General features: G+C 53.1%; 13 protein-coding genes. 1 reads left to right on the plus strand and 12 read right to left on the minus strand.

All coding sequences use genetic code 11. The annotated features are described in order from the left end of the window. Nucleotides 1-23: 23 nt before the first annotated feature. The 5 genes from topA to NST84_RS17890 all read right to left on the minus strand — a co-directional run bounded on the left by topA (nucleotide 24) and on the right by NST84_RS17890 (nucleotide 6,386). On the minus strand, nucleotides 24-2,120 hold the full coding sequence (topA, locus tag NST84_RS17870; protein ID WP_342561519.1) for a type I DNA topoisomerase: 2,097 nt from the start codon (nucleotides 2,118-2,120) through the stop codon (nucleotides 24-26). Nucleotides 2,121-2,207: 87 nt separating this feature from the next. Continuing rightward, on the minus strand, nucleotides 2,208-3,326 hold the full coding sequence (gene dprA / locus NST84_RS17875; RefSeq protein WP_342561520.1) for a DNA-processing protein DprA: 1,119 nt from the start codon (nucleotides 3,324-3,326) through the stop codon (nucleotides 2,208-2,210). A gap of 225 nt (nucleotides 3,327-3,551) precedes the next feature. Then, on the minus strand, nucleotides 3,552-4,481 hold the full coding sequence (sucD, locus tag NST84_RS17880; RefSeq protein ID WP_342561521.1) for a succinate--CoA ligase subunit alpha: 930 nt from the start codon (nucleotides 4,479-4,481) through the stop codon (nucleotides 3,552-3,554). Nucleotides 4,482-4,526: 45 nt separating this feature from the next. After that, nucleotides 4,527-5,684, minus strand: coding sequence for an ADP-forming succinate--CoA ligase subunit beta (gene sucC, locus NST84_RS17885; protein ID WP_068724042.1), 1,158 nt, complete (start codon nucleotides 5,682-5,684; stop codon nucleotides 4,527-4,529). Nucleotides 5,685-5,921: 237 nt separating this feature from the next. Next, entirely contained in the window at nucleotides 5,922-6,386 is a 465-nt protein-coding gene (locus tag NST84_RS17890; RefSeq protein ID WP_342561522.1) for a MarR family transcriptional regulator, read from the minus strand. 149 nt (nucleotides 6,387-6,535) lie between these two features. Here NST84_RS17890 and NST84_RS17895 point away from each other — a divergent pair, with 149 nt between their 5' ends. Beyond that, nucleotides 6,536-6,964, plus strand: a complete 429-nt coding sequence (locus tag NST84_RS17895; protein ID WP_342561523.1) for an organic hydroperoxide resistance protein — start codon at nucleotides 6,536-6,538, stop codon at nucleotides 6,962-6,964. Nucleotides 6,965-7,109: 145 nt separating this feature from the next. Here the strand turns inward: NST84_RS17895 and NST84_RS17900 are convergent, their stop codons facing one another. The 7 genes from NST84_RS17900 to NST84_RS17930 form a co-directional block, all read right to left on the minus strand. Next, nucleotides 7,110-8,834 carry a YifB family Mg chelatase-like AAA ATPase gene (locus tag NST84_RS17900; protein WP_342561524.1) on the minus strand — a complete coding sequence of 575 codons (1,725 nt, stop codon included), beginning with the start codon at nucleotides 8,832-8,834 and terminating at the stop codon, nucleotides 7,110-7,112. A gap of 145 nt (nucleotides 8,835-8,979) precedes the next feature. After that, nucleotides 8,980-9,477 (minus strand): hypothetical protein, encoded by a 498-nt coding sequence (locus tag NST84_RS17905; RefSeq protein ID WP_342561525.1) that lies wholly within the window; start codon nucleotides 9,475-9,477, stop codon nucleotides 8,980-8,982. Between the two features lie 207 nt (nucleotides 9,478-9,684). Then, on the minus strand, nucleotides 9,685-10,194 hold the full coding sequence (locus tag NST84_RS17910) for a phosphoesterase (protein ID WP_342561526.1): 510 nt from the start codon (nucleotides 10,192-10,194) through the stop codon (nucleotides 9,685-9,687). 122 nt (nucleotides 10,195-10,316) lie between these two features. Then, a complete protein-coding gene (locus NST84_RS17915; protein ID WP_342561527.1) occupies nucleotides 10,317-10,598 on the minus strand; it encodes a hypothetical protein in 282 nt (93 codons plus the stop codon). A 272-nt stretch (nucleotides 10,599-10,870) separates the two neighbouring features. Further along, nucleotides 10,871-11,257 carry a YraN family protein gene (locus NST84_RS17920; protein WP_342561528.1) on the minus strand — a complete coding sequence of 129 codons (387 nt, stop codon included), beginning with the start codon at nucleotides 11,255-11,257 and terminating at the stop codon, nucleotides 10,871-10,873. Further along, the gene (locus tag NST84_RS17925) at nucleotides 11,254-11,559 is read right to left on the minus strand and encodes an EscU/YscU/HrcU family type III secretion system export apparatus switch protein (protein WP_342561529.1); all 306 of its coding nucleotides are present in this window, start codon (nucleotides 11,557-11,559) and stop codon (nucleotides 11,254-11,256) included. Before NST84_RS17925 ends, NST84_RS17920 begins: the two co-directional genes overlap by 4 nt. Beyond that, nucleotides 11,556-13,667, minus strand: coding sequence for a DNA ligase (locus tag NST84_RS17930; RefSeq protein WP_342561530.1), 2,112 nt, complete (start codon nucleotides 13,665-13,667; stop codon nucleotides 11,556-11,558). Before NST84_RS17930 ends, NST84_RS17925 begins: the two co-directional genes overlap by 4 nt. Nucleotides 13,668-13,699: the final 32 nt, after the last annotated feature.

Raw genomic sequence — 13,699 nt, forward strand, 5'->3', positions numbered from 1 at the left:
TTCATTTCCTCCTGCACAATCTATTATTCTGACAAATCTTCGCTGTCAAGTACAGCCTCTGTATGATCACAGGAGGTACACTGCAGCTTGGTGCCTTGCTTATTGCGCTTCTCCACCATCCATGAGCCGCAGGCAGGGCATGGTTTGAGCGACGGCCGGTCCCACGAGACAAAGTCACAGCCCGGATACTGGTCACAGCCGTAGAATACACGGCCCTTCTTGCTGCGGCGTTCCACTACCTTGCCTTCATTGCATTTAGGACAGGTAACCCCGATATCCTTCACAATCGGCTTCGTATTGCGGCAGTCAGGGAACCCGGAGCAAGCCAGGAACTTACCGAACCGGCCGAGCTTATAGACCATCGGCTTGCCGCATTTCTCGCAGAGTTCATCTGAAACCTCGTCTTCAATCTCGATTTCTTTCATTTCCTCTTCGGCGAATTCCAGCCGTTTCTCAAAGGATTCGTAAAAGCCGGCCAGGACTTTGACCCAATCCTCTGCCCCTTCCTCCACATGGTCAAGATCACCTTCCATGTGGGCTGTAAATTCCACATCAAGAATTTCCGGGAAGAACTGTTCCATCTGCTCTATGATCAGCTCACCAAGCTCAGTCGGCATGAACTTTTTCTCTTCAATTGCCACATAGCCGCGCTTCTGAATGGTTTCCAGCGTAGGGGCATACGTACTCGGACGGCCTATCCCCAGCTCTTCCATTGTTTTGACCAGGCGTGCTTCCGTATAACGCGGGGGCGGCTGGGTAAAGTGCTGTTTAGGCTCAATCCCCTGCTTGTCAAGCTCGTCGCCCGACTTCATCGGCGGCAGGAATTTCTCTTCATCCGTTGTTCCGTCATCATTACCTTCCACATAGACCTTCATAAATCCGGGGAAGGATACTTTGGAGCCCACCGCCCGGAAAACCGCTGTTCCTGCAGAAATATCCACCGAAAGGGTATCCAGAAGAGCCGAGGACATCTGGCTGGATACGAACCGTTCCCAGACCAGCTTATACAGGCGAAATTGATCGCGGCTCATGAATTCCTTAACGAGTTCAGGCTCGCGCAGTGCCGAGGTCGGACGGATCGCTTCATGCGCATCCTGGGCTCCTGCCGCTTTTTTGGAATACTGGCGCGGGGTCTCAGGAATAAATTTTTCACCATATTTGGCCAGAATCAGTTCCTTAGCCTCATCCTGGGCCGTAGTGGAGATCCGCGTGGAGTCGGTACGCATATACGTAATCAGACCGACCGTACCCTCTTTGCCGAGTTCTACACCTTCGTACAGCTGCTGTGCCACGGACATCGTCTTGGCTGCACGGAAGCCAAGCTTACGGGCAGCTTCCTGCTGCAGTGAGCTTGTAGTAAACGGTGCGGACGGATGACGCTGTCTTTCTTTTTCCTTTACTTCAGCTACTCTGAAGTCAGCGTTCTTAATAACTTCCAGAACTTCCTGAACGTCGCTTTCCTTGCCCAGCTCTTTCTTCACGCCGTTCAGCTTATGAAACTTCGCTTCAAAGTCAGTGCCCTTAATGCCCAGCTTCGCAGTGATACTCCAGTATTCAGTCGGGACAAATGCCGAAATCTCATTTTCCCGGTCCATAATAATCTTTACTGCTACTGATTGTACCCGGCCAGCTGACAGGCCTTTTTTGACTTTCTTCCATAACAACGGGCTGATCTTGTAGCCTACAAGCCGGTCCAATATACGCCGGGCCTGCTGGGCATTTACCAGGTCCATATTGATTTTGCGCGGAGTCTTGAAGGCATCCTTGACCGCCTGCTTCGTAATTTCGTTAAAAACAACCCGGCATTCCTCGGTATTATCCAGATCCAGCGCATGCGCCAGATGCCAGGCAATCGCTTCCCCTTCGCGGTCCGGGTCAGCCGCCAGATAAACTTTTTTCACTTTTTTTCTGGCGTCTTTAAGTTCCTTCAGAATGGAACCCTTACCGCGGATCGTGATGTACTTGGGACTGAAGTCATTCTCCACTTCGACGCCAATCTGGCTCTTCGGCAAATCTCTGATATGTCCCATAGATGCCTTTACTATATATTTACTGCCTAAATATTTGCCGATTGTCTTCGCCTTGGCCGGCGATTCGACAATGACCAGTGTATCTGCCATAGGTTAATCCTCCTAAAATGATGTGAGCCAGGCCTTCATCCCGGCAAAAGAGATGGAAGGAACACGCTCAACTCTTTTCCTTCTATATTAAATGACCTTATAAATTGCACCCGGCAATTGTGTTACCGCTTTTTTTATGATTAAAGATAACAGAACTGAATGCAAATGTCCAAAATCCCAGTTTGTTCTGGATAGCAGCTCATCCAGTGAAAAAGGGCCTTGATGCAGTATATGGTATAGGTGAGACTCCTCACTTGTCAATTTCTTTTCAGTGAGCCCGTCACCGTACTGAGGATCTAAAAGGAGATTTCCGCCTTTTTTTACATCCTTTACAGGCAGTATTGCTATGTATTCTTCCACTATATCTTCGGCGCCGGTTACGAGTTTCGCCCCCTGTTTGATCAGGTCAAGCGCTCCCCGGCTTTTGGGCGAGGTTACCGGACCGGGAACGGCAAACACATCTCTTCCGGCCTCCAGGGCGGCATCGGCAGTAATGAGTGATCCGCTGCGGCTGTCCGCTTCAACAACTACCGTCCCAAGCGTAAGTCCGGCGATTATCCGGTTACGCTGCGGAAATAGTCCGGGATGGCTTTTGGTACCCAGCGGGTATTCACTGAGTACAAGGCCTTTACGCGATATTTCCCGTTCCAGCTCCCGGTTCTCGGGCGGATAGACAGTGTCGAGTCCTGTAGCGACTACAGCGATTGTACTCCCGCCGCAGGATAGTGCCGCTTCATGACAGACGCTGTCGATTCCCCGGGCCAGACCGCTTACTACGATAAGACCGGCCCGGCTGAGCTGCTCTGCCAGTATCTCTCCGATCTTCCGGCCATAAGCAGTTGGCACACGCGTACCCACCATGGCGATTCCAGGCTGCGATGCAAGCTTCAGAGACCCGCGGTAGTAAAGCACCCAGGGCGGTTCGGCTGTCTCTTTCAGCATGGGAGGATATTCTTCATCCCAAACAGTAATCATGGCTGCACCGCTTTCTTCCATTAAAAGACGGCGCCTTTCGACCCATCCGGCATGAAACTCTTCAGCCAGCCGCTGTGACATTTTTGCGGATAATCCGACCTGCTGCCACTCTTCGGCCCGGCAATTAAAGGCCTGATCCGACAAAAGTCCCGCCTTGCGGATTTTGTCGATGCTTTTCCAGCCAATCCCCTCCACTTCATTCAGCCCGAATAACAAATCACGCATGTCCATATGAACGCTCCCTTTGAATGGAAGGGTCAACCTTCCCTATTTTGTGATAATGCTGTAAAAAAAGCAAGCTGGCGCTGCAAAGAGCTGAAATCCCGGAATATAAACGCAAAAAAGCAACCTTTTACCCTGCGCACAGGAATAAAAGGTTGCTTACCTTTAATAAATCATACTACTTGACGAATGGCAGCACAATGTTTTTTTGGCTAAAGCCAAGCTGTCTCAGGATTAATGGGTGGTAAAAGCATTCAGAATGCCGCGCTCCTCCAGCACACTAACCAGGGTCGAGCCCATTTCAGCCGGTGTCGGGGCGACTTTAATTCCACAGGACTCCAGCACGGCGATTTTTTCGCTGGCAGTGCCTTTACCTCCGGAAATAATCGCACCGGCATGGCCCATCCGTTTGCCCGGAGGTGCCGTAACGCCGCCGATAAAGCCGACTACAGGCTTGGTCATGTTCTCTTTGATCCACAGCGCAGCCTCTTCCTCCGCCGTTCCGCCGATCTCACCGATCATAATAACCGCCTTCGTGCCGGGATCTTCATTAAACAGCTTAAGGATATCAATAAATTCCGAGCCCTTGACCGGGTCTCCGCCGATTCCGACAGCAGATGACTGTCCGATTCCGCGTTCTGTCAGCTGATGCACCGCTTCATAGGTCAGGGTTCCGCTGCGGGAGACTACGCCTACATACCCGGGAGTATGAATGTAGCCCGGCATGATGCCGATCTTACATTCTCCCGGTGTAATGACACCCGGACAGTTAGGTCCGATAAGTACGGTAGACTTCCCTTCCATATAACGCGATACCTTGACCATATCCAGCACGGGAATACCTTCTGTAATACAGATAACGAGCTCCAGCCCGGCATCCACTGCCTCCATGATGGAGTCCGCAGCAAACGCCGGCGGCACATAAATAACACTGGCCGTAGCACCGGTAGCTGCTTTAGCCTGAACAACCGTATCATATACCGGCAGGCTGACCTCGCTTCCATTTTCGAGTGTAATGTTGACAGAGGTCCCCCCTTTGCCCGGCGTTACGCCGCCCACCATCCGGGTCCCGTAATCCAGTGCGCCTTTGGTATGGAACAAGCCCGTCGAGCCCGTAATTCCCTGTGTGATGACTTTCGTATTTTTATCTACAAGAATGCTCATCGTTTGGTCACATCCCTACTTAGTTTGTCGAATACGAGACTTGGGTTACACAAGAGAAACAATTTTACGGGCACCGTCCGCCATGGAATCTGCTGCCACGATATTCAGGCCGGAACCGGCGAGAATCTGCTTGCCGAGCGCCACATTGGTCCCCTCAAGCCGTACAACGAGCGGTTTGGTCAGCCCAAGCTGCCGGGCAGCTTCCACTACACCTTCAGCAATAACGTCACAGCGCATAATACCGCCGAAAATATTGACAAAGATGCCGTTCACCTTGTCGTCAGACAAAATGATTTTGAACGCTTCAGTAACCTTCTCGGTCGTCGCACCGCCCCCTACATCCAGGAAGTTGGCCGGCTCGCCGCCGTAATATTTAATAATGTCCATCGTCGCCATTGCCAGTCCCGCACCATTAACCATACAGCCGATATTGCCATCCAGGGCAATGTAGCTCAGATCAAATTTGGAAGCTTCAATCTCCTTCTCGTCCTCTTCATCTAGGTCGCGGAGCTCTTGGATATCCTTGTGGCGGAACAAAGCGTTGGAATCAAAATTCAGCTTGGCATCAAGCGCCATCACATTTCCGTCAGCGGTAACAACCAGCGGGTTAATCTCCGCAATCGAGCAATCTTTATCCACAAAAGCCAAATAGAGCGCTTGCATGAACTTGACCGCTTTATTAACCAGTTCATTAGGAATAGCGATGCTGTACGCCAGCTTGCGTGCCTGGAAGGTCTGCAGTCCTACTGCCGGATCAATAATTTCCTTGAAAATCTTCTCCGGATGAGTAGCCGCTACCTCTTCAATTTCAGTTCCGCCTTCTTCGGAGGCCATCATGACCACCCGGCCGGAACTCCGGTCTACTACAATTCCAATATAATATTCTTTGGCAATCTGGCAGCCCTCTTCGATGAGCAGCCGTTTTACTTCCTTGCCCTCCGGTCCGGTCTGATGGGTAACCAGCGTCTTTCCAAGGATTTCTCCCGCATAGGTGCGGACCTCATCCAGCGACTTGGCAACCTTGACCCCTCCGGCTTTCCCTCTTCCGCCTGCATGAATCTGAGCCTTCACTACCACCACCGGTGTACCGAGTGATGCTGCAGCTTCTACTGCTTCCTCCACTGTATAAGCTACTTTTCCGTTCGGTACGGCTACGCCGTACTTCTTAAGTACTTCTTTTCCCTGATACTCGTGGATATTCATACCGGAAGCCTCCTAAAGTGTTGCGGCGGCTTGTGCAGGCAGCCTGCAGCCATACCGCATTCCGTTTTGATCAGCGGGGTACAGATTCGCACCTACTTATATTATATAAAGTGAAACCCAGATTATTGTAACATGATTCATTCATGCTTTCCTCAAAAACTTTCACTATTTATACATATATTTTCGCTTGATTTCATGCCGGAATGCGAACGGTTGCATTGACACAGGCTTGTACTACTATTTAGATGCATTGTTATTTGCTTCATGAATCCGGCCAAGCAGATCCTTGAACTGGCCCAGCAGATGGACAAATTCCTCTGCCGAGAGCATCGCACCTTCCGCCATCTTCGCCGGAATACAGACAGCTTCGCCTTTCAGCTCCCAGCCTTTTTCAGTCAGCGAGATAAGTACCTTCCGTTCATCCTGCAGGGAGCGTTCACGGAGAATAAGTCCCGCGGCCTGCAGCCGCTTCAGCAGCGGAGTCAGCGTTCCTGAATCCAGAAACAGGGCTTCGCCCAGCTCCTTGACGGTACATTGCTGCTTCTCCCACAGCACAATCATGACCAGGTACTGCGAATATGTTAGTCCGATTTTGTCCAGATGAGGCTGGTACAGCTTCGTAAATTCACGCGAGCATGCGTAGATCGTAAAGCACAGCTGATTATCAAGCATCAGCTCAGGGGTAGTTGTGGGTTCTTGCATTTTTTCTTCACCTGCCTTTATGACGTTATTTTAACACAATTCATCTGCAATATCATGTTAATAGCAAAAAATATATTGACTATTATTTTTATTGTGTTAAATTAAATTGTGTACAATACATTTATGAACACGAACGGGAGCGATTTATAATGATGACTATCCAGCAAAAAATGTATGAAACTACTGTAAAAGCAGTCGGCGGAAGAAACGGATATATTGAGTCCGAAAGCCCTAAGCTGAACCTGACCATCAGCACTCCACGCGAAATGGGCGGAGCCGGCGGTGAGGGTACTAATCCGGAGCAGCTGTTTGCAGCCGGATATTCCGCCTGCTTTGACAGTGCACTAAACATGGTGGCCCGGCTTGGTAAAGTGAAAATTGAAGGCAGCGAAGTCACTGCTACCGTAAGCTTCGGTAAAGTGGAAGACGGCGGCTTCGGAATTGCTGTTAAGCTGGATGTACTGGTGAAGGGTGTCGACCGTGAAACAGCGGAGAAGCTGGTAGAAGCTGCACATGGCGCATGCCCTTATTCCCGCGCTACCCGCGGCAACATTGCAGTTGAGATCAATGTGCTTTAATCCTCTCCCTTGCCGGTGAACCTCCCGCAGAAAGCAAGCCGTCCGGATCATATCCGGGCGGCTTGTTTGTATGTGCATATTCGTTATTCATAGCTGCAAGCAGGGATATATATAATGAAGGAAAAGATTCAAAATGGCCCGCGTCTTACTCCTCAGTCACGATCTGCCGGTCCAGGTTCCGGTACTGCACCGCTTCTGCCAGATGGGCAGAGCTGATCGCAGCCGTTCCTTCCAGATCAGCAATAGTCCTGGCAAGCTTAATAATCCGGTCATGGGCCCGCATGCTCAAACCCAGACTCTCCAGTATCCCATTAAGCAGCAGGCTGCTCTCTTTATTCAATTCCGCATAGCGGCGGAGCGCAGCTCCGGACAGCTCGCTGTTCCAGGAAATCGGCAGCTTGCTGTAACGCTCCGCCTGGATCTGCTGCGCTCCTAACACTGTCTTACGCATCTCGGCTGACGATAAAGCCGGGCTTTGCCCGTTCCAGTCAGCCGGACGTGGAACATCTACCTGCATATCAATCCGGTCCAGCAGCGGACCGGAGATCCGGGACCGGTACTGGGCAATCTTTGCCGGGCTGCAGGTACACCGCTGCTGGGTCCCGGTATTACCCAGATACCCGCAGCTGCACGGATTCATGGAGCAGGCAAGCAAAAAACGGGCCGGAAAGGTGAACGCAGCCCGGGCGCGGCTTATCGTGACCTCGCTATCCTCCAGCGGCTGCCGCAGCACCTCAAGCACATTACGCGAGAACTCAGGCAGCTCATCCAGAAAAAGAACTCCCCGGTGAGCCAGACTGACCTCACCGGGCTTCGGTATGCTTCCCCCGCCAATCAGCCCGGCCGCAGAAATGGTATGATGCGGTGCCCGGAAAGGTCTGCTCCGCAAAAGCCCGCTGCGGGTATCCGTCAGCTTGCCGGCCGCACTGAATATTTTGGTGACCTCCAGCGACTCGCTGTCATTCAGATCCGGCAGGATGCCCGGCAGCCGCTTGATCATCATGGTTTTTCCTGTCCCGGGCGGGCCTACCAGGATTATATTGTGCATACCGGCAGCCGCTATCGTCAATGCCCGCTTTACATGACTCTGACCGAGCACATCACCATAGTCCTCCTTCATTAATCCATCTGTCTGGATAGAGACCCTGCGGACATTATATTCCGCGATATACCGCAAATGCTCAAGATCAAGCGCCTTGATTGGCTGGCGGCTATGGCCGGAATCAGCCTGACTCTCCATTACGGTTACCGGAAACGGGAGCGGCGGCTCAGTGGCCGGATGTTCTCCATTAGCTGCAGCAACTTCCGGATTATGCTGCTGCGCTTCACACTGTTCAGCCGGGCCGGTAGCCAATACCTTCACCCTGTCCGCAGGCTGCGGAAGCTCCCGCAGATGGTCGGCTGCGTAGACAGCCATGCCGCTGATCAGCGCAGCTTCAGCCGCATTACCGCGAGGTACCAGCACTCCGCGGAAGCCAGACCGTCTGGCAGCTTCAACCATCGGCAGCACACCGGTCACCGGCCTGAGACTCCCGTCCAGGGCGAGCTCACCGATCAGCAGCAGCTCTTCAGCCGCCGGCATGATCAGCTGGCCGCTGGTCGTCAGAATGCCCAGCGCAATGGCCAGATCAAATGCCGAACCCTCCTTACGCAGATCGGCCGGAGCCAGATTAACTGTAACCCGCTGCTGGGGATAACGGTAACCGCAGTTTTTGACAGCTGCGCGCACCCGTTCCACCGCTTCACGGATGGCCGAGTCAGGCAAACCGATGATGCTGGTTTGAGGCAAACCGTTGGATAGATCAACCTCAACTCCGATAATCACACCTTCAATGCCGTACAGACAGGCACTATGCATTTTTCCGTACATGACAAAAAACACCTCTTCCCCTGAAATACGCCCGCGTGGAGCGTCATCACTTCAAGAAAAAAGGTGCTTCCTCATTTTCCGCAGTATCGCTATTCATAGTATACAAAGACATTGGCGCTTTTATCAAGCCCTGCGCAAGCGTGAACTATCTGCCCAGATCATTAAAGCTTTCTAATGAGTAGATTTTGCTCAAGGCTTCCATTTCTGTGCTTGTCAGCTGCTCACCATTTTCAATTTTACCTTTAACTGCAGACAGATCTATAATAACCGGATAAAGCTTATTGTTTTGAGGGATTCTGTTCTTTCTTACTTCACCTGATTCATTAAAGAAATAATCCATATCAAGTAATATAAGCTCTTGCTGCGTAGCTGTAAGCATATCATTCTCAATCGGGAATTTTGTCTGAATGGCTATTTTTCTGCTTGAGTCGGCCAAACTTCTGAATACAATTTTTAGACCCAGGTATCCTGCAGCACAAACGATAACCGCTGATATTGAAATGATTGCTGTTTTGGCAGTCAAGCCATTTAAGATAACACTGGCAATGATCGTTATGGCACATAAAAAAATAGTCTGAATCCTCAATTTAAGGCTTAAATCGCGGCGTTTATTAAAGATATAATGAAGTGAAGCTTCTTTCAACTTACATTCTCCTTTACCTGATATTTCAGTAACAAGCTAATTTTATTACATAATTTATTTCTGTCAATTTAAAAGTTCAGTATGCATTTTCCGTACATCACAAAAAACACCTCTTTCCTTGAAATACGTCCGCGCAAAGCGTCATTCATTCAAGAAAAAAGGTGCTTCCTCAATAGCCGCAGTTAACGATCTCCCTGATCAAGTGCATTACCCTTCCTCACTGACCGTAACGACATCCCTGATTGCTGCAAAAGACAGCGGCTTATAGCCGGTATGCTCTACACAAATATTGAAGTGATTGTTTCCTTCATATTTCTGGCCGTGAATATGACCGTGCACATTTACGTAAGGCATATGTCTATTCATATACATGGGCTCATGGGACAGAAAGAAGAAGTCTTTATACACCAGCGGGTATTCGCTAACCTCGTCAAAACCTGCCTCAAGCCACCAGTGCCGCCCGCGCCCGCGGTCATGATTGCCGAGAATGAGTATTTTGTACCCGTTCAGGCGGCTGATGATTTCACGGGTTGCCTCGAGGCTAAGGAAGGAGAAGTCACCCAGATGAAAAATGGTATCCCCGGCACTCACCACCGAATTCCAGTTTTCAATCATCCCCTCATCCATCTCCTGCACATTCGCGAAGGGCCGGGACTCAAAATCAATAATCAGCTTATGTCCAAAGTGATGATCCGATGTAAAAAAGACGTCCGGCATACCGGTTCCTCCCGTTATGTAATTATAAACAATAGAACTTAAGAATATGGCTGGCTATGCAGTGATCATTCTGCAAAGACGTCACCAGTGCCAAGTAATTCTTAAGTTCATCTGCAACAGCATTATTTCGGCCAGTCCCGTTTACCTGAACGCTGAGTGGTATCCAGATGGATCAGCTCCGCTAGAGAAGGTATTTCTTCATGCTCCACCAGCCATTTACGCATTTCCTTAATCGCTTCAACCTGTCCGTTGCCTCTGTCGCGCCAGGTCAGCAGCTCGATTACCCGGATGACCAGATTCATCAGGCTGCTGTGGCTGCTCAGGCTTTTTTCAGCCCTGATTTTCTGGATCAGCGCTTCATTCTCCCAGTCTATCAGTATTTCCTCTGCGATGGCCGGGCGCATGATCGTAAAACTCTTACTGCAGTTACTGCAGCAGATAACAGCAGAAGGCCGTGCTCCCATATCCACTTCTATCTTGTGATCACAATATTGGCAAGCAAAGCTTACCTGTATATTAACCGGTTGGTTATTCACGGGAACCGCCTCCTCATGGTAGCATTAAAAGTCACAATAATGTTTACCCATTTCCCTGGACAAATGACCCATTATGTGCAGCCTTGCCCGGGATGGCGGTTATATAGCCCTAAGCAAGAAGAGGCTGGCCGGGTCAATGTTTAAAAAGCCTCACGGATATGCCTGAGCGCGGCGACACTCAAATCCGGGTTCAGCTGTACACTGATGACATCAAAGGAAACCGCGCGATCCTGCTGTTCCTTCATGTGCAGATACACCCCTGCTGTGCTGCGGACCTGACGGATTTTGCGGGCATCCACCGACTCCTCGGGAGTTCCCGGCAACGGGCTGCCGCTGCGGCTGCGCACCTCGATGAATACCAGTCTGCCCTGATATTCCGTAATCAGATCGAGCTCACCGCTGCGGCAGCGCCAGTTGGTCTCCACCACCGTATATCCCCGGGAGGCCAGATACAGCGCTGCTGCCGCTTCCGCCGCCGCCCCCTTGGCCTTCCTGTTGTAGGTCCCGCCGGAATGGGCTTCCCTCATTGCCTGTTACGCCTTCCGGCCTGCTTGTCGCTTTGATAGACATAGCTCAAAATTTCTGCCACCAGGTTGTACAGCTCCGGCGGAATCTGCTGATCCAGATCTAGTTTAGAGAGAACTTCAACCAGCGCAGCATCCTCCTGCACCATTACACCGTGCTCTTTGGCCTTTTGCAAAATGACATCAGCAACCATACCTTGACCTTTAGCTACGACCACCGGTGCATCACTTTGACCAGGGGTGTATTTCAGGGCTACCGCTTTTTTCATCCCCTGTGACACTTCCTGCTTCTCCTGCCCGCTCATATCCGGTAATCAACCCCTTTGTAGGAATCCGGAGTAAATTTAGCCCGTCTTGCTGACACAGCGCCCGCCGGTCCGGAGACTGCCTTTACCTCCGGCAGCGGCTCGGTCCGCAGGCTTGACAGCTGGTACCCGATGGATTCCACAGCAGCCGCCACGTCGTCCCGTCTGCCTTCAAGCAGCTCAAGCACCCACGGATCGTTATTGTGCAGCTTCAGGCTGACGATCCGGTCGACAACCTGAACATCCACCAGGGTCTGGCCCAGCTGCTTCATATCCAGATCGAACCAGAGGCGGCAGTTCGCCGCATCCAGTTCACCTTTGCGGCCGCGCCGTGACTGGATATGTACCGAAGCCGTCTCCTCGCCGTCCGGTCCGCGCAGCGGCAGGAACATTGTAACCTGCGCGAACGGCGCCGTGCGGTCCGTATTCATCAGCAGCTGCTGGCCGGTCAGCTGCGCCACAAGCTGGCCCGCGGCATCCTTGACCGCGGGCGGGGCGTCGCTGCTGCCCATCACCTGCAGCAGCACGCCCTTCAGCGTATCGGCGGCATCCGCCCCGCCGGACGCTGCCTGCGCGGCTACTGCGCCGCCGCGCACAGCCTGCTGCTCGTGCTCCGCACCGAGCAGCTTCAGCACCCGCCCCACCCAAGACGCCGTGTCTTGGGCAGGGGCGGGTGCCTGGCCCGGCTGCTGCGCCGCAGCCGGGCTGTCCCCGCGCGGCGTGCCGGCCGCGCGGGCCGGCTCTTGCCCCGCCGCTGCAGGCGGGGCATCCCCTTCAGGCTGGGCGGCAGCGCCAGCCTGGTCTGTGAGCTGCGGCAGCGTGCCGCGCAGCTCGGTGAGCACGCCCTGCAGCTTCGCGAGCAGGGCGCCCCCGGAAGGTGCCGGCTGCCCATCGGCACCTTTTGTAACAGCGCCGCCCTTCGCAGCAGCGTCCGCCGGCTCGTCACTGCCGTCAGCTGCCGGCTCCGCCGCGCCACTCTTCCCGGCAGTGCCTGCGGCATCTGTGCTCACAGCTCTGGCCGCAGCGCTTGCCTGCCCTGCTGATTCAGCCGACCCCAGCTTGACAGCAGCGCCTGCCGCCCCGTCCGCTTCTCCAGCATCCGCAGACTGCGGGTTAACAGCTGTGCCGACAGTATCTGCTGCGGCCCGGGCCGCCGGATTTCCGGCAGCTGAAGTCCCGGAGGCCGGCGTTTCCTTACCGGCTGCTCCTTTAGCGGCTGCGGCTTCTCCAGCATCATTCTCAGCTGCCAATCCCCCCTCGGCTGACGGCACAGCATCATCTGCAGCTCCCGCACCTGTAACCTGCATGCCCGTTGATGCCGCCGTGCGGGCTCCGCTTAAAGCAGCGGCAGACGCAGCAGATGTCTTGGCAGCACCTGCTGCCTCTTCAGTCTCAGCCGCTCCGCTGCCTGCACTAGCAGCCTGGCTTCCGGCAGCATGATCCGCCACAGAAGCACTGGCACCCTTATTCAAAACCGGGGCACCCGTCTTCCCGCTGACAGCATCGCTTTCCTGCTGAGCCCATGCGTTAAGCTCTGTCTCAAGCTGGGCCAGCAGTTCATGCAGCTTCGGTCCAAAAACCGCCTGCTGAAGCCCCCTCACGCTCTCAGCTGTTACCGGCAGCCCGCGTTTCATTGACAGCACAGCCGATTCCAGCCATTCCTGAGTGGCTACGCCCTGAGGCTTCGCGCTCATGATAGCATCCAGCTTGGCCGCAGTCTCTTTGGTCAGCGGCAGTCCGCCGGACTGTATGGCCTGAATAATCTCCTTACCTGCCTTTGCATCTTTGAGCCCCAGCTGTTCCAGCGCTTCGCCCATGCTCTGCGGAGAAGCAAGCGCAGCTTCGCCCATTGACATCGGCTTCAGTACCGGCAGTCCGCCTTCTCCCGGAGGTGCGACCTGCAGCGTCATCGACTGCCCCGGCGTAAGCGGCGTTTCCAGCTCGGCACGGACAGGGGTTCCCTGAATCTGCACCACCGCTTCCTTACCGGATTCCGACACACTCAGTACCACGCCCCGGACAACCTGGCCTTCCTTCAGCTCCAGTGACTTGGCCTCACCCGGCTTGCTGTCACCCAGCAGGCCGCGGAATAATGACCCGATATTCATGCCGCACTCCTCCCTTCTAAAGTTCTAATCTT

Source organism: Paenibacillus sp. FSL R7-0345, from assembly GCF_038595055.1.
Lineage (GTDB): Bacteria > Bacillota > Bacilli > Paenibacillales > Paenibacillaceae > Paenibacillus_AQ.

What these genes read in the sequence shown, in the direction of transcription:
- sucC (WP_068724042.1), bottom strand. Translation starts at nt 5,684, where the DNA reads ATGAATATCCACGAGTATCAGGGAAAAGAAGTACTTAAGAAGTACGGC.
- sucD (WP_342561521.1), bottom strand. Translation starts at nt 4,481, where the DNA reads ATGAGCATTCTTGTAGATAAAAATACGAAAGTCATCACACAGGGAATT.
- NST84_RS17895 (WP_342561523.1), top strand. Translation starts at nt 6,536, where the DNA reads ATGATGACTATCCAGCAAAAAATGTATGAAACTACTGTAAAAGCAGTC.
- NST84_RS17910 (WP_342561526.1), bottom strand. Translation starts at nt 10,194, where the DNA reads ATGCCGGACGTCTTTTTTACATCGGATCATCACTTTGGACATAAGCTG.
- NST84_RS17915 (WP_342561527.1), bottom strand. Translation starts at nt 10,598, where the DNA reads ATGCGCCCGGCCATCGCAGAGGAAATACTGATAGACTGGGAGAATGAA.
- NST84_RS17925 (WP_342561529.1), bottom strand. Translation starts at nt 11,559, where the DNA reads ATGAGCGGGCAGGAGAAGCAGGAAGTGTCACAGGGGATGAAAAAAGCG.
- topA (WP_342561519.1), bottom strand. Translation starts at nt 2,120, where the DNA reads ATGGCAGATACACTGGTCATTGTCGAATCGCCGGCCAAGGCGAAGACA.
- NST84_RS17900 (WP_342561524.1), bottom strand. Translation starts at nt 8,834, where the DNA reads ATGTACGGAAAAATGCATAGTGCCTGTCTGTACGGCATTGAAGGTGTG.
- dprA (WP_342561520.1), bottom strand. Translation starts at nt 3,326, where the DNA reads ATGGACATGCGTGATTTGTTATTCGGGCTGAATGAAGTGGAGGGGATT.
- NST84_RS17930 (WP_342561530.1), bottom strand. Translation starts at nt 13,667, where the DNA reads ATGAATATCGGGTCATTATTCCGCGGCCTGCTGGGTGACAGCAAGCCG.
- NST84_RS17920 (WP_342561528.1), bottom strand. Translation starts at nt 11,257, where the DNA reads ATGAGGGAAGCCCATTCCGGCGGGACCTACAACAGGAAGGCCAAGGGG.
- NST84_RS17890 (WP_342561522.1), bottom strand. Translation starts at nt 6,386, where the DNA reads ATGCAAGAACCCACAACTACCCCTGAGCTGATGCTTGATAATCAGCTG.